The 16,802-nt window shown below is 41.5% G+C and carries 18 protein-coding genes; 11 read left to right on the top strand and 7 right to left on the bottom strand.

Features of this window, described 5'->3' with window-relative positions; translation table 11 throughout:
- Nucleotides 1-289: 289 nt before the first annotated feature.
- The 6 genes from menA (at nucleotide 290) to PY364_RS20220 (ending at nucleotide 5,251) form a co-directional block, all read left to right on the top strand.
- Nucleotides 290-1,195, top strand: coding sequence for a 2-carboxy-1,4-naphthoquinone phytyltransferase (menA, locus tag PY364_RS20245; RefSeq protein ID WP_275525249.1), 906 nt, complete (start codon nucleotides 290-292; stop codon nucleotides 1,193-1,195).
- A 126-nt stretch (nucleotides 1,196-1,321) separates the two neighbouring features.
- Nucleotides 1,322-1,567: a hypothetical protein gene (locus PY364_RS20240; RefSeq protein ID WP_275525246.1), complete on the top strand. Its 246-nt coding sequence runs from the start codon at nucleotides 1,322-1,324 to the stop codon at nucleotides 1,565-1,567.
- The gene (locus PY364_RS20235; protein ID WP_275525244.1) at nucleotides 1,564-1,986 is read left to right on the top strand and encodes a retropepsin-like aspartic protease; all 423 of its coding nucleotides are present in this window, start codon (nucleotides 1,564-1,566) and stop codon (nucleotides 1,984-1,986) included. The genes PY364_RS20240 and PY364_RS20235 overlap by 4 nt, the downstream gene beginning before the upstream one ends.
- Before the next feature lie 33 nt (nucleotides 1,987-2,019).
- A complete protein-coding gene (menH, locus tag PY364_RS20230) occupies nucleotides 2,020-2,835 on the top strand; it encodes a 2-succinyl-6-hydroxy-2,4-cyclohexadiene-1-carboxylate synthase (RefSeq protein ID WP_275525241.1) in 816 nt (271 codons plus the stop codon).
- Nucleotides 2,835-3,854, top strand: coding sequence for an o-succinylbenzoate synthase (locus PY364_RS20225; RefSeq protein WP_275525239.1), 1,020 nt, complete (start codon nucleotides 2,835-2,837; stop codon nucleotides 3,852-3,854). Before menH ends, PY364_RS20225 begins: the two co-directional genes overlap by 1 nt.
- Nucleotides 3,839-5,251, top strand: coding sequence for a 2-succinylbenzoate--CoA ligase (locus tag PY364_RS20220; RefSeq protein ID WP_275525238.1), 1,413 nt, complete (start codon nucleotides 3,839-3,841; stop codon nucleotides 5,249-5,251). The genes PY364_RS20225 and PY364_RS20220 overlap by 16 nt, the downstream gene beginning before the upstream one ends.
- Nucleotides 5,252-5,283: 32 nt before the next feature.
- On the opposite strand, the gene PY364_RS20215 is transcribed toward PY364_RS20220, so the two are convergent.
- The 5 genes from PY364_RS20215 to PY364_RS20195 form a co-directional block, all read right to left on the bottom strand.
- Nucleotides 5,284-5,943, bottom strand: a complete 660-nt coding sequence (locus tag PY364_RS20215; RefSeq protein ID WP_275525236.1) for a Uma2 family endonuclease — start codon at nucleotides 5,941-5,943, stop codon at nucleotides 5,284-5,286.
- 82 nt (nucleotides 5,944-6,025) lie between these two features.
- The gene (locus tag PY364_RS20210) at nucleotides 6,026-6,955 is read right to left on the bottom strand and encodes a putative 2-dehydropantoate 2-reductase (RefSeq protein ID WP_275525234.1); all 930 of its coding nucleotides are present in this window, start codon (nucleotides 6,953-6,955) and stop codon (nucleotides 6,026-6,028) included.
- Nucleotides 6,956-7,094: 139 nt separating this feature from the next.
- Complete coding sequence (locus PY364_RS20205; RefSeq protein WP_275525232.1) at nucleotides 7,095-7,502, bottom strand: thioesterase family protein; 408 nt, start codon at nucleotides 7,500-7,502, stop codon at nucleotides 7,095-7,097.
- Between the two features lie 26 nt (nucleotides 7,503-7,528).
- On the bottom strand, nucleotides 7,529-8,140 hold the full coding sequence (locus PY364_RS20200; protein ID WP_275525230.1) for a peptidoglycan-binding protein: 612 nt from the start codon (nucleotides 8,138-8,140) through the stop codon (nucleotides 7,529-7,531).
- Between the two features lie 259 nt (nucleotides 8,141-8,399).
- Entirely contained in the window at nucleotides 8,400-9,716 is a 1,317-nt protein-coding gene (locus PY364_RS20195) for an ATP-binding protein (RefSeq protein WP_275525228.1), read from the bottom strand.
- A 125-nt stretch (nucleotides 9,717-9,841) separates the two neighbouring features.
- Here PY364_RS20195 and PY364_RS20190 point away from each other — a divergent pair, with 125 nt between their 5' ends.
- Nucleotides 9,842-10,174 carry a TMEM14 family protein gene (locus PY364_RS20190; RefSeq protein WP_275525226.1) on the top strand — a complete coding sequence of 111 codons (333 nt, stop codon included), beginning with the start codon at nucleotides 9,842-9,844 and terminating at the stop codon, nucleotides 10,172-10,174.
- Nucleotides 10,175-10,387: 213 nt separating this feature from the next.
- On the opposite strand, the gene PY364_RS20185 is transcribed toward PY364_RS20190, so the two are convergent.
- Nucleotides 10,388-11,308, bottom strand: a complete 921-nt coding sequence (locus tag PY364_RS20185) for a S1 RNA-binding domain-containing protein (RefSeq protein WP_275525224.1) — start codon at nucleotides 11,306-11,308, stop codon at nucleotides 10,388-10,390.
- Nucleotides 11,309-11,715: 407 nt separating this feature from the next.
- Nucleotides 11,716-12,453 carry a dienelactone hydrolase family protein gene (locus PY364_RS20180; RefSeq protein ID WP_275525222.1) on the bottom strand — a complete coding sequence of 246 codons (738 nt, stop codon included), beginning with the start codon at nucleotides 12,451-12,453 and terminating at the stop codon, nucleotides 11,716-11,718.
- A gap of 449 nt (nucleotides 12,454-12,902) precedes the next feature.
- Here PY364_RS20180 and PY364_RS20175 point away from each other — a divergent pair, with 449 nt between their 5' ends.
- The 4 genes from PY364_RS20175 (at nucleotide 12,903) to PY364_RS20160 (ending at nucleotide 16,744) form a co-directional block, all read left to right on the top strand.
- Nucleotides 12,903-13,886: a GntR family transcriptional regulator gene (locus tag PY364_RS20175; RefSeq protein WP_007356615.1), complete on the top strand. Its 984-nt coding sequence runs from the start codon at nucleotides 12,903-12,905 to the stop codon at nucleotides 13,884-13,886.
- Nucleotides 13,886-14,038, top strand: coding sequence for a hypothetical protein (locus tag PY364_RS20170; protein WP_275525220.1), 153 nt, complete (start codon nucleotides 13,886-13,888; stop codon nucleotides 14,036-14,038). Before PY364_RS20175 ends, PY364_RS20170 begins: the two co-directional genes overlap by 1 nt.
- A gap of 37 nt (nucleotides 14,039-14,075) precedes the next feature.
- Nucleotides 14,076-14,744 carry a nitroreductase family protein gene (locus PY364_RS20165; protein WP_275525219.1) on the top strand — a complete coding sequence of 223 codons (669 nt, stop codon included), beginning with the start codon at nucleotides 14,076-14,078 and terminating at the stop codon, nucleotides 14,742-14,744.
- Between the two features lie 128 nt (nucleotides 14,745-14,872).
- Nucleotides 14,873-16,744: a hypothetical protein gene (locus tag PY364_RS20160; protein WP_275525217.1), complete on the top strand. Its 1,872-nt coding sequence runs from the start codon at nucleotides 14,873-14,875 to the stop codon at nucleotides 16,742-16,744.
- The last annotated feature ends 58 nt before the right edge of the window (nucleotides 16,745-16,802 follow it).

The raw sequence follows: 16,802 nt of genomic DNA, 5'->3' as shown, positions 1-16,802 counted from the left end.
CTCTTCGCGATCGCTAGACACGCCGCACCACATATCTATGTCTGTTGACGCTCCCGGCAAAGGCAAGAGCGGGAGACTAAAAGGCGTGAGGCCCTGCAATCGGAGTGTTTTTCCTCTCCTACTCTCCTCTCTAGCGAGGTGGCATTGAGGGCGATCGCGGGTTGGGCGATCGGAGAGGATCGCTGTCTAGGTACGCCCACACGCACTCCCATCCTATACAGAGTACACCTTCGCACCCAATAAAATTGTAAAATTGCTAGGCTTATAACAATTTAATCAAGTTTGCGTAATGACAACAAAGTTAATTGAGCCTAGCAACAGTAAGTTATGGCTAGCGGCGATCAAGCCTCCGATGTACAGTGTGGCGATTATTCCAATTTGGGTAGGGACGGCGATCGCTTTTGCTGAAACTAAAACGATTAATGTGTCAATTTTTTCTACCTTTCTAATGGCAGCCATTTTAATTTTGGCTTGGCTAAATCTCAGCAATGATGTATTTGATGCAGACACAGGCATTGATAAAAACAAGGCTCATTCTGTTGTTAATTTAACTGGAAATAAATCTTTGATTTTCTGGTTGAGCAATTTGTTTTTAGCTCTAGGTGTGTCGGGAATTTTCGCGATCGCTTGGTGGCAACAAGACCCAACCGTGATTTGGCTCGTAATCCTGTGTTGCGCTCTAGGCTACAGCTATCAAGGGCCACCTTTCCGCTTAGGATATCAGGGTTTAGGGGAGATTATTTGCTTTTTTACTTTTGGCCCTTTGGCTGTAGCCGCAGCTTATTACAGTCAAACTCAAGCTTGGTCTACAACAAATTTTGCTGCTTCTGTAATTGTGGGAGTTGTTACTAGCATTATCTTATTTTGCTCTCACTTCCACCAAGTTGAGGATGATTTAGCGGCCGGGAAAAAATCGCCAATTGTCCGACTTGGGACAAAAAAAGGTGCTGATTTATTAGTTTGGCTATGCAGCAGCCTGTTTGCTTTAACTATTGCATTTTATGCTCTGGGATTTTTCCCGATTTGGACATTGTTGATTTTCGTAAGTTTACCCTTTGCGCTCAAGCTTTGTCGCCATGTCAGCGAGTATCACGAGCAACCTGAAAAAGTGAGCAATTGTAAGTTTATAGCAGTAGCTTTACACTTTTTTAGTGGTATTTTACTGGGATTAGGATTTGTCTTGCCCATCGGATGATATTCAGTTATTATGGAGGTGTGACCAGCTTAAGTTGAGTAATCGCTTTTTTCAGCGAGGTTTCAATTCAGTTTTTGACTGGGTGAGTCATACCTCATTTTAACACATAGAAAGGAGTATCAAAGTATGAATGCTAAAACAGCAATTAGCCAAATTCTGAGTCTCGAAGAAATTATCAGCTTATATCCTGACGAATGGGTACTGATTGTTTCCCCAGAACTGGACGAGGATCTGAATCTGATTCGCGGCGAAGTCTTGATACATTCACCTGAGCGAGATGAGGTTTACAGTCAGCTTTCATTAAGAAAGGGCAGACCTGTAGCAATAGAATATACTGGGTCTATACCTGAAGACCTAGCGGTGATGTTGTGACAAAAAGAAGACATTATCAAAAAACTTATCACTTATTCCCTCACGGGCGGAATTTGCTTAGAGTACAAGCAACTGTCGGTGCTATAGAAAGCGGTGACTTTGTTCGGCTACGTTTGTTAGTAGATACGGGAGCCAGTTTTACTATCTTGCCGATTCAGGTATTAGAGGATTTAGGTTATGATATTCGTAATCCTTTACGCAGGCAAGAAATATTTACAGGTCAAGGAAGAATCTATGCTCCTGTCGTTAGCATATCTTGGTTCAACTGTGTAGGGCAACTAATAGAAAATTTTGAAATAATTGCCCATGATATACCATCGCCTCTCCGTTTAGATGGTCTTCTTGGCATGGATTTTCTCTGCCGTTTTCGAGCAGTAATCTCCGTTAGCAGTGCGGAAATTCGCTATCAGCGCAGGTAGCTCAATTTACTGATTCGTGCATCTCACTTAAAGATGATCGGGAAAAATAATAATTATCAATTACACTATTCTTTAAATGGCAGTAATAAGCATCCTGCAATATTATTTTTGCACGGATTTATGGGCAAATCTCTTGACTTTAATATAGCTATTTCTTTGTTATCCGAAAATTTTTATTGTCTAGCGGTTGACCTTCCCGGACACGGAAAAACCAGAGTTATTGGTGGCGAAGATTGCTATACAATGCCTAAGACGGCTCAAGCATTAATAACATTACTAGATGATTTAGAAATTGACAAATGTTTTTTATTTGGCTATTCAATGGGTGGACGATTGGCATTATACATGAGCCTTTATTTTCCCTCCCGTTTTGATAAAGTGGTATTGGAGTCAGCATCTCCCGGATTGAAGCATAAATTGGAGCGCGAACAACGTCTGCAAAATGATTTACAACTAGCAGAAAAATTGCAAACAACCAATTTTAAAGACTTTTTATTAAACTGGTACGATCGGCCACTATTCAAATCCTTAAAAGATTCTTTGGATTTTGAACAATTAATAGAACGTCGCTTAGATAATAACCCAGTGGAGTTAGCCAAATCGCTCCGAAACATCGGAACAGGTAATCAGCCGTCTCTTTGGGAACAACTTAGAAAAAATAAAATTCCTATGCTGTTGCTAGCGGGAGAATATGATGATAAATTTATAGCTATTAATAGAGAAATGGCAAGTTTATGTCCGCAATCTAAGTTAGAAATTATACCCAAAACTGGTCACAATATTCACTTAGAAAACATAAATAAATTTGTCACAGTTCTGAGGAATTTTTATTGTTTAGCAGAAAATTGATGTTATACCAATTTGATTTTAGTATCTATCAACGAAAGTTCAATACTCCCTTGCAAACAAGTCACGGCGTTTGGAATATCCGAGAAGGCATTATCATCCGTCTTGCTGAACAAACTGGTAAATTTAGTTTAGGTGAAATTGCACCAATTAATTGGTTAGGTTCCGAAAGCTTCGACCAAGCTATAGATTTTTGTCGCCAATTACCAGCGAGGATTACAGAGGAGATTATTTTTTCTATTCCGGCGGAATTACCAGCCTGTCAATTTGGTTTTGAATCTGCTTGGGAAAACATTAATCAACCAATTCAAAATATATCATTCCCTCTTGCGCCAATGGCGAAAGAGGGAGATAAAATTAAAAATCAATACAGTGGTTTATTGCCATCTGGGGAAGCGGCTTTACAGGTATGGCAAACACTCTGGAATCAAGGATATCGCACTTTTAAATGGAAAATAGGAGTTGGTAAAATTCAAGAAGAACTTAAAATTTTTGACCAATTAATTTCTGATATTGTAGAGATAGAAAATTCGGTATTTTTACGATTAGATGCTAATGGGGGACTCAGTTACGCTGAAGCTTGCGAATGGTTGCAAGTTTGCGATAATATAATAGGCAATGATAAATTGAGGATCGATATTGAATTTCTAGAACAACCTTTGCCTGTAAACCAGTTTGAGGTAATATTAGAGTTGTCCAGTCTTTATTCCACTCCCATCGCTTTAGATGAATCCGTTGCCACTCTCAATCAAATGCAAGAATGTTATCAGCAAGGTTGGCGGGGAATTTTTGTGATTAAACCTTGCATAGCAGGTTCTCCATCGCAACTGCGAAAATTTTGTCAAACCCATGATATTGATGCTGTCTTTTCATCAGTCTTTGAAACCAAGATTGGAAGAGAAAAAGCACTGAGTTTAGCCTTTGAACTTTCCCATCATAATAGAGCATTAGGTTTTGGTGTCAACCACTGGTTTGATGAAGATGAAGAAATCTGGTTAGATCGTTTATGGCAAAACATTTAATTCCCGATATTATGGAACATTTGTCTCGTTTTCCTGATAACTGGCTTATTGGTTACGACGGTGGCGAAGTTACCAGTATTGCCGAGCAAAAATTACATAATTTAACACAGTTAGCTAATATTAATACCCGTCCTATAATTTTGCTTGCAGAGCGAGAACCAGTGCAATTTATCGCTAGTTTTATTGCTAGTTGTGCGGCTGGCTGCCAGATTTTTTTATGCAATCCTAACTGGGTAAAACAGGAGTGGGAGCAAGTTTTTGAGTTAGTGAATCCCGACATAATTTGGGGACAAGAGGCAGAATATCTGAAAGAAAATTACCAATTACCCATTATCAATTACCCATTACCAATTAACAATTATCCATTGATAATGATTCCCACTGGGGGTTCTTCAGGAAAAATTAAATTTGCTATGCACACCTGGGAAACTTTGAACGCATCTATAGAAGCTTTGAAACAATATTTTCAATTGTCAGTAATCAATTCATTTTGCGTGTTACCGCTATATCACGTCAGTGGTTTAATGCAATTTATGCGCTCATTTACTACCAGTGGTAAACTGGTAATCATGCCATTTAAAGCACTTGAATCTGGTGAGACAGGGGATATTAATTCCGCAGATTTTTTCATTTCTTTAGTACCAACTCAACTACAACGCTTGCTACAAAATCCATATATGGCTAGCTGGCTATCTCGCTTTCATACTGTTCTTTTAGGCGGTGCTCCAGCTTGGGATTCACTATTAGAAGAAGCTAGAAAACACCGTATTCAATTATCTCCAACTTACGGGATGACAGAAACCGCTTCCCAAATTGCTACACTTAAAGCAAAAGATTTCCTCGCTGGAAATAACAGCTATGGTCAGATATTGCCCCATGCTCAGGTAACAATTAGTAGTCTAAATCACGAAATATTAAGTTATAATCAAATAGGAAATATTACTATAAAGGGTGATTCCTTGGCATTAGGCTATTATCCTCAAATATTTGCAAATAGAGATAATTTTCAAACGGATGATATAGGGTATTTAGATAAAAATGGTTATTTGAACATTGTGGGACGTAGTAGTGATAAAATAATCACGGGGGGAGAAAATGTATTTCCTGCTGAGGTGGAAGCGGCAATTAGAGCAACTGCTTTAGTTGTCGATGTCTGCGTAATTGGCTTGCCAGATAAACTTTGGGGCCAAGTTGTAACGGCGGTTTATGTTCCTAAAAATTCAGGGGTTTCTACTGCGTCTTTGCAAATTGCAATCGAGGATAAATTGAGCAAATTTAAGCAGCCTAAATACTGGGTTAGTATCGAAAGCTTTCCGCGCAATTCTCAAGGTAAATTCAACCGCGAACAGTTGCAAGAAATTGCCATAGAATTGTTGAAGCCTAATCCTAACATTTGAATTTACAAAAGCAATTCTGCGCTTTATCACTTTTAATCTTCTGGTAATTCTCCAAAGCGTTCCCGATAGCGAGCTAACAACTCCTCTGGTGTGGCTACAAGTTTACCGTCCGGCGTAAAAAAGCGCAATTGCGAGTTATGAATCCCCAAAAACAAGTCAAGTTGTTGGCTCCACAACCACCCTTGGGGATTAGCTTCTAGGGGTTGATATTTTCCATCTACAAAGTGGAATCCCGCAAATTCCAAATTGTAAGGATCGAACCAAAAATAATCGATGGTGCGGAAATTTTCCTCGTAAATTTCCTTCTTTAAACCTTTGTCTGTAGCAGCAGTGGAAGATGAAAGCAATTCTATAATTACATTGGGATATTTTCCGCCTTCTTCCCACACAACCCAACTTTTACGTGGCTTTCGCTCGGTATTGAGGACAACGAAAAAATCTGGCCCTCGGAAATCTTCAGATTTATTTTGGTTGGGGCTAAAGTAAACGGTAAGATTTCCAGAAACGTAGAAATCTTGCCTGTCGCGCCATAACCATTCTAGGAGGCGGATTAGTAGGTCGATTTGTTTGCGGTGTAAGTCGCTTTCCAAGGGAGGTTCGTCACTGTAAAGGTCGCCTGGTGGAAATATAATATCATCTTCTTTTTGATTTTGGGTTTCGGGCGTAGAGGTTTGGATTTGAGCAAGAGTCATAGTTACTTTAGGAATAGACGATGAATATAGTTTAACATTACGCCAATTTAAAGATTAAGGGTAATTTTGCTAAAACTCTACATTAGCGAACATTCAAAAACTTTAACTGCCGATAAAGCATATCAATCAGCGGCAAATTAACACCTGATTGTTCAGCAATTCGCAATGGATTACCAAAAATCGCCTCAACTTCTAGCTCTCGCTTTTCATCATAATCCAGCTTCATGCTAGTCCGATAAGGCTTCATTTTGTCAGTATAATCAAGCATCTTTTGGATAAAATTATCGGGAATGATCCGATTGCAACTTTTTGCCCCTGCTACAACTTCCCACATCAACTTCTCAACTAAAATCCGCGTATCAGCATTAGCCATTAGTTCATCAGTTCTAGCATCCAGAACCACAGAAAGCCCATTATAAGGAATATTCCAGACAAGTTTCTTCCATCTCGCTAAAAGTAAATCTTCGCTCATTACTATAGGAATACTAGCTGATTCAAAGTCACTAGCAATCTCATGTAACCTATCCGTAATTCCACTGGGTTGATACTGAGCAGAATATTCACCCATAGTAATTGTACCATAATCTAAGTGGCGAATATGACCTGCGCCCACTTTGTTAGAACAAAGAAAGCACAACCCTCCCATTACTCGTTTATCTCCGACAATTTCCGCCACTTTTGGTTCTATTCCTAATCCATTTTGCAATACTAAAAAAATAGTATTTGGGTTGACAAAATATGTCAATAATTCTGACAATAAATGATTTTTAGTAGTCTTTAAAGCCACAACTACGACATCACAGTTTGGCATTTGGCTTACATTATTATAAGTATTCACTTGTGGTAAAATAAAGTCACCATCTGGCGATTCTACCACTAAACCGTGCTGTTTAACGTACTCGTAATCACTACGCAGGAGAAAATGAACATCTAAACCTGATTGCTGTAATTTGGCACCATAGAAGCCCCCTAAAGCACCTGTTCCAAGAATAGCATAACTGCGATTAGTCATAAGTAAAAATCAGGAGAAAACTTAAAAAAATGCCAACAGGAGTTCACCAATAATTCCTCATTTTTAACGGAGATTTAGCAGCAGATTCGTTGTATTTTTTTGATGAACTGTATAACATCAATAATTTAACATCTAATATTTAAAATTGACCTAGCCACTGCATTACTTCCTCAGATAAATGTTGGCGAGTTCTAGTAGTTGTATCGATACAGACGTGCTTGGTAATTGCTTTAGCAGCAAATCTATCTGCTACTTCCTTGGAAAAAATTTGATAAGCAATTTCAAACTCATTCTCCGCAAGCTGTTGAGGATTTAATTGGATCGCTAATTCGTCGCCGCAAAACATTGGACGGTAAAAATTTACAGTAGCATGAACAATCGGAATAGCAACATTTGGGTTGCTAAAAAATGCTTTGAGATTGATTCCAGATGCTATCAGCGATGCTTCATAAGCTTCGTGGCAAATTGCCAAAACGTTGGCAAAGTAAACCACACCAGCAGCATCAGTATCTTGAAAGCGAACTATTCGGGAATAAGTGAAGGGCATTTGCAAATTAATTGAGATTAAATTTGTTAAATATCTTTCACTTTATCATTAAGGACTTTACGAGTAACTACTCCAACAATTCCATCTGCTTCTAGAGAGGAATCTTGCTGAAATTGCTGGACTGCAACTTGAGTTGAATACTCAAATCTGCCATTAATGTTACCTCTGTAATAGCCCAAGGCTGCTAACTGCAATTGCAGTTGCTTAACGCAACCATTACTGCTGCCTAACCTTAGTAATTTAATACTAATTTGCGGTGAAGCTGGTTGAGCTTCACCACTTTCTAGTTTTGCCGAAGTTTCAGAATCCAAAATACCATTTGATAGGAGATTATTGGCGCATTGAAATTCAGCTAGTGCCTCTTGAGTAATCGTTCCAAAAAATCCCGTAGATTTTACATTCTTCGGGAAGTAACCAAGCTCTTTCAATCGGTTTTGCAGCTCGACTACTGGGAAATCTCTGCTTCGATCGCTTAGTGCTGCGAGGGAAGTAGTTACATTTCCCAAAACAGATACCACTGTCAAAACTGACGGGAGACAGAAGATAATTTTGCTCGTGAGTTGATGCCAATTTCCTTCTCTTACTTGAGATGGTTGCTCGTAGGCTAGGTATAGGTGAGAGTAGGCTATATGATCCATAAATTTGCTTAACCTTTAACTAAATTTTAAATGCGATCGTAGCAAAGACCTCTGCTGGCCCTAACGTTACTTCAGTTTGTTTGCAGCTACCCGCTACTTTATATTTTCTCCTAATTGAGAGTTTGCATAACTACAATCATGGCATTGTCTGCTGATTTTTTCCAACAACTTGTAGAGTGGGCGCTCGCCTCAACCATCTATAGCGATGAGTTGCAGGCTGTTTCCAGCGAGCACCCACCTTACGTTTAAATTTTTACTATTACCCAGCGATAGCTAACTCAGCTCGCAGAAAGTCAACAAATTGTCGCGCTGTCCGCCCAGAACGCCCATTATGCCGTGTTGCCCATTCTTTGGCCCGATATTCTAAATCTTCCGGGCTGAGATTAATTGCGGCTTGATTTGCTAAATGCCGGACAATTTTTAAGTAGGTATTTTGGTCGGCTGGTTCAAAGGTTAAAGTCAAGCCAAAACGATCGCTAAAAGAAAGTTTCTCCTGAACTGTATCCCAGGCATGAACTTCATCACCGTCGCGGGGACGCGGCCGATCTTCAAAAAATTCTCGAATTAAGTGCCGCCGATTAGAAGTAGCATAAACTACCACATTTTGAGGTCTAGCTGTTACATTTCCCTCTAAAACTACTTTCAGAGATTTGAAAGCATCATCATCTTCTTCAAAGGAGAGGTCATCCACAAAGATAATAAACTTTTGAGGAACACCGCGCAACAGATCGATAATTAAAGGTAAATCTTTAAGGTCAGATTTTGCTACTTCAATTAGGCGAAGATTGCGATCGCCAAACTCATTTAATAGTGCTTTCACTAAAGATGATTTACCCGATCCTCTGCTACCATAAAGTAAGACGTGCAAAGCGGGATATCCAGCTAGTAAGAATTGCGTATTTTTCAGCAAAGCATCTCGCTGGAACTCGTAACCAACTAACTCCGTCAACTTTATAGAGTCGGGATATGCGATGCTTGATAACTTCCCGGCTTGCCATTGGAAAGCTCGATACTCAGCAAACAATCCGCAGCCAAATTGCCGATAGTGATCTGCTAGAGTTTCTAGGGCATTTGACCAGTTTTCGAGCTTTTCCAATTTACTGCGTAGGGGCAATTCATGGTTTGCTTCTACGCCATTTTTTTCTGAATGCCAAACAACAGGTGGAGCTGATAGTTGACCGGCAGTTCGTACCCATTTACTAAGTTGGTCGCCGCTGCATTGATAAAGACCTTGTAATATTTGTAAATCATGCCGTGCAGCATCGACTAAAGCTGATGATAAGTTGGCAAAATTTACATCTTGAGCTTGGCGAGAAAATGGGTTGTCATCTGTGATAATTTGTGCAATCAGATGTTCTTGCCAGTTGATATTTTTAGCGGCTTGGACTTGGAACCACTTCCCGTAGGCTTGGAGACACTCAAAACTGTTGTCTCCGCTATGGTGGAGAGCTTGCAGGAGGTCGAGGAAGGCTTGACCCATTGTACTTTTGAGAACGGATTGGTACAGCAACAGGGATGCTGCTTGACGTTCTAGGAAGCGGATGTCTGCGATCGCTTGAAAGCTTAGGGAGGGCATATTGGTAATTGTATAGCAGATTGAGAGCGCAGCTATCTTTGTAAATTTTCTAACAACTTGTGCAATTAATTGCAAAGCGAGATGTATAAATTTAGATGCAGTTCTGCAATTAGGTAAATTAAACCATGAATTTAGGTATAGCAACCGCGATCGCCTACGGCATTTTAACTTTTGTTGGCGGCATTATTGGATACGCCAAGGCTCAAAGCAAAGCTTCACTGATTTCTGGGAGTCTTAGCGGTCTACTGCTGATTTTTAGCGGTATAGTGCAACTTCAGGGACAAAGTTGGGGTTTAATCTTAGCAACAGTAGTAGCTGCTGTGCTAGTAATTGTTTTTATTGCACGGCTAGTTAAAACTAAGAAATTGATGCCAGCCGGGTTAATGATTGCGGGAGGTATTGTTTCCCTTGCACTCCTAGTTTATCAACTTAGCACAGCTTTAGAACCAACAGTTTGAGGGTTATTAATCAATATTTACCCTGTTATTACGATTGATTTAAACAGTCAATATTTTAGCCCGCACAGGCGGGCTTTGTTTTGTATAGCAACCTTCTTGGCAGTTAGGACGTTCTGAGTTCCACCAAACTCGCTGATTCTATTTCCTTCTTCCCCTTCTTCCCCTTCTTTCCTGAGCATCGGAGCATCGTAGCCCCTCTTTGCTCCCAGGTATCTAATTGTCAACTTTCTCAGACTCAGATAGGGCTTTTCTAGCTTGCTCAGAACGTTCTTCGGCAGTGGCCATCATTTCATCTATTTTGTCTACTATTTGCCCTGGATAACTTTCTAAGAACCTAGTTGACAGAGAGATCCGACCCCGTTCTTCGTTAAGGTTAATAATCATTGCTTTGATGACTTGACCTACGGAAAATACCTTTTCAAGATTGTTGATATACTTTTGGCTGACTTCCTTAATATGGAGCAAACCAGTGATGCCATCAAAGTCAACAAATACCCCAAACTGCTTGATGCTGCTGATTTTTCCTTCAATAATTTGACCAATTTCTAATTGGCTAAAGCTGGCAGATTTAGTGGCTGCACGCTGAGAAAGTACGAGTTTTTCACGTTCGCGGTCTACTTCCAAGAAGCTAACGCTCATGGATTGACCAACAAGGGATTGTAAGTTTTCTCGCTCGACTACGTGCGATCGCGGAATAAACCCTCGCATCCCTAGCACATCTACTGTTATGCCGCCCTTATTGTGGCCAGTGACACGGACTTGAATTACGGCTCCCGTGTTAAACATTTCTGTCACCTGATCCCAAGTTTTCTTGATTTCCAACTGCCGGAGGGAAAGGGTTACTTGGCCATTTTCGTTTTGTTCGCGGATAATTAGAAACTCCCGTTCCTCTTCCAAAGGCAGAAGTTTAGACAGGTCTGCTACCGTTCTCAAGGCCGCCTCTTCGAGAGGGAGAAAAGCTGGGGACTTCGCGCCGATGTCTATGTACGCGCCGTTGGATTCGAGTTCTTCCACTCTGCCGCGCACTACTTGCCCCTTCTGAAATTCGTAATTGTGCTGTTCGAGGGCTTTGGCAAAATCGTCCATCGAAAAGGATGCTTTTGCGCCTTGAGAACCTGTCGATTTGGGATTCATGTCAATTGAATGAAAGAAAATTGAAATTAAACTATGAGCCTAACTGCTGCTTAGCCAATGCGCCTTGATTGGGCGATCGCTATAGCTATGGAAAGTAACTTACTTTCTGCCATTGCGCTGGCGCACCCTGCGTGTAGCGCTTACCAAGTTTAGCGTATGTTGCGAGATCGGAAGCATGGCGAGGTTACGAAGTAATCTTAAGCAAGTGTGCAACTAAGCGAAGCGCAGTTGTAAGGATACGAAGCAAACTCAAGCCCTGATTTTTCGCGATCGCTGCGTAAGTCCTAAAATAGTTGGCTACCCCAATATAACTAATCTGGGGGTATGTGGAGACTGAGTATTGAGAATTTTAATTGCTAATTGTTAATGATTAATGGTTGTTTGTCATTAGTCAATCCCTTTTTGGCTTAAAGTTTCTCTCTAAATAGCTGTTTGACCTGTATCCAAGCGTCAGCGGCGGCTGTGGCGTTGTAACTAGCGCGATGGTCGCAAAAAAAGCCGTGATCGGCGTTGTAGCGAAAAATCCGATGGGGAATGTTGTATTTTTGTAGCTCTGTCTCAATCTGCTCAACTTGCTCTGGAGGAATGCTGGCATCTTGAGTGCCGAAAAATGCGTAGATAGTGCCTTTAATGTCTGCTGTGCGCGTGATGGTGGGGGAACCACCGCCGGGGGTATTTGTGGCAATTCCAGCGCCGTAGAACGATGCTGTGGCTTTGATTTCGGCTAAGGTGGCGGCGAGATAGGCGACGTGGCCGCCAAAACAGAAGCCGATGCAGCCAAAGCTACTACTTTTGACTGAGGGCAAATTTTTGAGGTAGTTAATGGTGGCTTGGATGTCGCTGAGGAGTTCTGCGGCTTTGGTTTGGTCTTTGTAATGTCTGCCAATTTTGATGTCTTCTGGAGTGTAGCCGGTTTCAAAGCCGGGGGCTTGGCGCTGGTAGATGGCTGGGGCGATCGCAATATATCCCTCTTTAGCAATTCTTTCTGTGACTTCGCGGATGTGGGCGTTAACTCCGAAGATTTCTTGAATGACAATCACTGCTGGAAATTTCCCCTCGATCGCAGGTTGGGCGAGGTAAGCGGCTATTTGCAAGTCACCATTGGTGACTGTGACATTGGCTGTGTGAATTTTTAAGTCAGTCATAGGGATTATAGCAACCGCCAGGGCGGTTAGGGGCTAGGGGCTAGGGGCTAGGGGCTAGGGAAAGAAGGGGAAGAAGGGGAAGAAGGGGAAGAGGGGAACAGAGTTAATGGTTTGGGCCATGAGCGAGTGTCCTAACTGACGAAAGCGGTTGCTATATTTTGCAAATGTCAACTTATTGAGTTTAGATTAAGGCAAATGGGGATGCGATCGAGAATTTCTTGGCAGCGTTGTTCTTGGTTGAAGCCTTTAAAAATTATCAAGCGAGCGCCTGATGCCAACAAAATACAAAACTTGTAATCATTGATTGTATTTGATATCTTTCCCCAACCCAATAATAAAGTGAATCAGCCAAAAGTAGATTATGCTATAGCTTAAGATCAGATCCGAATGATTATAGACCAGAGAATTGCTTTTATAAATCCTTTATCCCAATCCCTGGAGTTTCTAGGATGGTTCAGTTTCAAATTCAAGCAGACAGCGAGATCCCGGCATCCAACCAACTATTTAACCAAATTAGGTTTGCGATCGCCTCCCGGCAATTTCCCCCCGGCCATCGCTTACCCAGCACTAGGCAGTTAGCGATGCAAACGGGGCTGCACCGCAATACCATTAGTAAAGTTTATCGGCAATTAGAAGAAACAGGACTGGTGGAGGCTCAAGCAGGTTCAGGCATTTACGTCCGAGCTCAAGGTAATGAAGGCGGTAGTACGCGCAAATCACCCATTCTCGAACAATATCCCGAAGCTGATAAGATCGTGCAACACAGTCTCGACCAACTGCTCGGACAAGGTTGTACTCTCAGTCAAGCGAGGGAACTATTTTTAGGGGAAATTGACTGGCGACTCCGCTGTAGCGCTAGAGTCTTAGTGACAGCACCGACTCAAGATATTGGCATCGGTGAGTTGATGACTCAAGAACTAGAGCAAGCTCTTCGCATCCCCGTACAATTAGTGCCAATGGAACAGCTAGCTCAAGTCATCGATCAAGTACCTTCGGGGACGGTAGTGACTAGCCGCTATTTCATCGGTGAAGCAGAAGCGATCGCAGCTCCTCGATCTGTGCGCGTCATCCCCGTTGACATTTACGATTATGCTAAGGAAATCCAACTCGTTAATAGCTTACCAAAAGATACTTACTTTGGTATTGTTAGCCTCAGTTCTGGTCTACTGCGGGCAGTAGAAGTAATTATTCACAGCCTGCGAGGACAAGACTTGTTGGTAATGACAGCTCAATTGTCCGATCCTTACAAAATTAATGCGATCGTTCGCAGCGCTCGTACAATTGCTTGCGATCAAGCAAGTATTGCTACTGTGAAAGCTGCTGTCAATGCTGCCAGAGAAGATATTATCCGCCCCCCACAATTGATCTGCTGCGAAAATTATATCGGTTCTCAGTCGATTAACTTACTCAAACGCGAGTTGGGTTTAGGATAATGAAGGAAGAAGGAAGAAGGAAGAAGGAAGAAGGAAGAAGGAAGAAGGAAGAAGGAAGAAGGAAAAATGATTTTTTATACTTCTCTAATCATTTTGCCAACTACCAACTACCAACTACCAACTACCAGCTACTAATTATCAACCACGAGTAACAACTAACAACTAACAACTAACAACTAACCACTACCTATGACCGTAGAAATGCAACCTTCAATCAATGTAAAAATAGCTATTGAAGATCGGCGGGCCGCCCGTTCTTTTAGACCTGATACAATTACGCCAGCAATTTTAGGGGAAATCTTTAGATTGGGATTGCGATCGCCTTCAGGTTACAATTTGCAACCTTGGCGTTTTATTGTTTTACGAGAGCAAGAGAGCAAGGAAAAGCTAAAAGCTTGCGCTTTTAATCAGCGTCAGATAGGAGAAGCACCAGTAGTTTTAATTTGCTGTGGCGATCGCAGTGTAACTCAACCAGAATACATCGAATCTGTCATCCAATTAGGCAAAGATGTGGGTGCTATGCCTGATGTTTTGGCAGATATAATGCGACAATCAATTCCTAATATGTTTGAGTCCCCTGCAAGCTTTCAGTCAGCAGAAGCTTGGACTAACCGCCATACAATGTTAGCAGTTGCCCACTTGATGATTGCAGCTAAGAGCCTTGGGGTTGATAGCTGCCCAATGGAAGGTTTTTTAGGAGCTCAGGTAAAAGAAGCATTTCAAATTCCCGATGAGATCGATGTTTGCTGTCTCCTACCTATGGGTTATGCCGCTGAACCTTTCAAAAAATACGGCGGGCGTTTTGCTACAGAACAGGTTTGTTTCGGAGAAAGCTATAAACAACCCTTTAAAATTTAGAATATAGGTTTTAGATCGGAGTTAGTTGACAGGATTTAAAAATCTTCAAGCCTAGCAGAGAATCTAAATAATCCAAAATCTAGAAGTCAAAATCTCAATTGTGGTGGCCATCAAAGAGGAGAAAATTCATGAAAACAGCAACAGCAACGCGGCGGAGTAATTTACAGATTCTAGAGGAAGATTTGCAGCAGCAATTGCAAGCAGTAGGCTTTCAAAACTTACCCCTCCAAATTAGTTGTAGTTTTGTAGAAGAAACTTTGATGGTTGTGGGGGAACACCCACCTAGTTTAACTCTGAAGGCTTCACCAACTCTAACAGCAATCCAGTCAGCTATTGTTACACTACAACCAAGATATATTCAACAAGTAGGAATTTGCCTAAAATTGGCGGGACAAAAACATCCTTACGCTTTCCATTCTTTTAGCATGGAGCCGTCATTTTTGTCAAGAGCAAGTATTTCAAAATCAAGGGTAAAAAATAATAGTGCAATTGTTCCAGTTTCTTTACAGCGAGAGAATCGAAGCACCGAGGTAGAAGAAAAAGAAGGTACAGAAACAGTAGATTTAGACAGCATCCAAGAAGAATCTTATGATATTTCTGCTAGCTCTAACTATCAAGAATCTATAATAGTTCAGGCTGCGGAAATTTCTGAAAGCGATGGCAATCCCTTCGATGCCAACGATCTACAACCTGTTACAAAAAAGAGCTTCCGTTTCTCACTGGTGGCGTTGATATGGGTGATAGGTGCGGGTACGGTGACAGCACTTTTGCTAAGTTTTGCTTATGCGTTAACTCGCCCTTGCGTGATTGGGAAGTGTACGGCATTTGCTGATGCTCAACAGCTAAATCAGCAGTCAGTAAAAACCCTGAAAGCTAAAAAGACGATTAATAGCGTGGAAGAGGCACAGGGAAAATTAAATCAAGCGATCGTGAATCTAGAAGCTATTCCATTTTGGTCGCCCCGTTACAGCGAAGCTCAAAAGCAACTGCAAAATTATCGGGTACAAAAAAATAATTTAGACTCTGTACTCGCGGCTGTAAAGCGGGCAAAATCCGCCTCTTTAAAATCTCAAAATCCGCCTCATTCTGCTGAGAATTGGATGGAGATAAAATCTCTGTGGCAAGATGCGATCGCGCCCCTTATAAAAATCCCCAAGGATAGTCCTGTTTATCCATTTTCTCAGAGCAAATTAAAGGAATATAAAGGAAATTTAGCCGCAGCAAATAAGCGGTTACTAGCAGAGCAACAGGGAGAGAAAAAACTTAATTCCGCCCAGAATACAGCTCGAATAACTGAAGCTCGTGAAGGGGTAGCTCAGTTACCTGAAAGCTGGCAAAAAGTTCAGAGTGATTGGCAAACATCGGTGACTATGCTAGGTTCAATACCCAAGGGTACGACAGCTTACGAGCAGGCTAAGGTGCTATTACCGAAGTATGAGACGAAGTTAGCAAAGGCACGCGATCGCAAAACCATAGAAGAAATTGCCGAAGATTCTTACACTCAGTCTGTCACCGCCGCCGCCCAAGCTCGGATTTTTGAGCAGCGAAAAGGGTGGTTTCAAGCTTCAGAATACTGGCAGAATGCCTTAACTTATGCTCAGGAAGTGCCAACAACAACTTCTTACTACGTGAAAGCACGGCCCCTCATTGCTTCCTACAAAGCTTCTTTGCAGGAAGTTAAGGCTAAATTGCAAGTAGAAAGGGTGTTGTTAAAAGCTCGCAATGATTTAGATAAAGTGTGCAACGGTTCGCCAAAAGTTTGCGACTTTACTATTAGCGATAATTTGATTGCTGTACAAATGACACCTGGTTATGTACAGAAGCTTCAGCAAACTTTCTTGAAGGCAGGAGATAAGGATGCCAAAACTCGCCAAGGTGTAGAAAAGCATCTGCAAACCCTGCAAGTAGCATTAGAAGCTATTAGCGATAATGCCGGAGTTCCCCTTAAATTATATGACGCTGAGGGCAAGGCGATCGGAATTCATGGGGCAGTTCGTTAGTTAATACTGGACTTACGCATAAGTATTTGTAACGCCGCCATCTTGGCGGTGAGTTGAC

Origin of the sequence: Kamptonema sp. UHCC 0994, from assembly GCF_029167235.1 — a bacterium.
In the GTDB taxonomy this organism is placed as follows: domain Bacteria; phylum Cyanobacteriota; class Cyanobacteriia; order Cyanobacteriales; family Microcoleaceae; genus Kamptonema.
The sequence above is the reverse complement of the archived record's forward strand: the minus strand, read 5'-3'. Positions and strand labels throughout refer to the sequence as shown.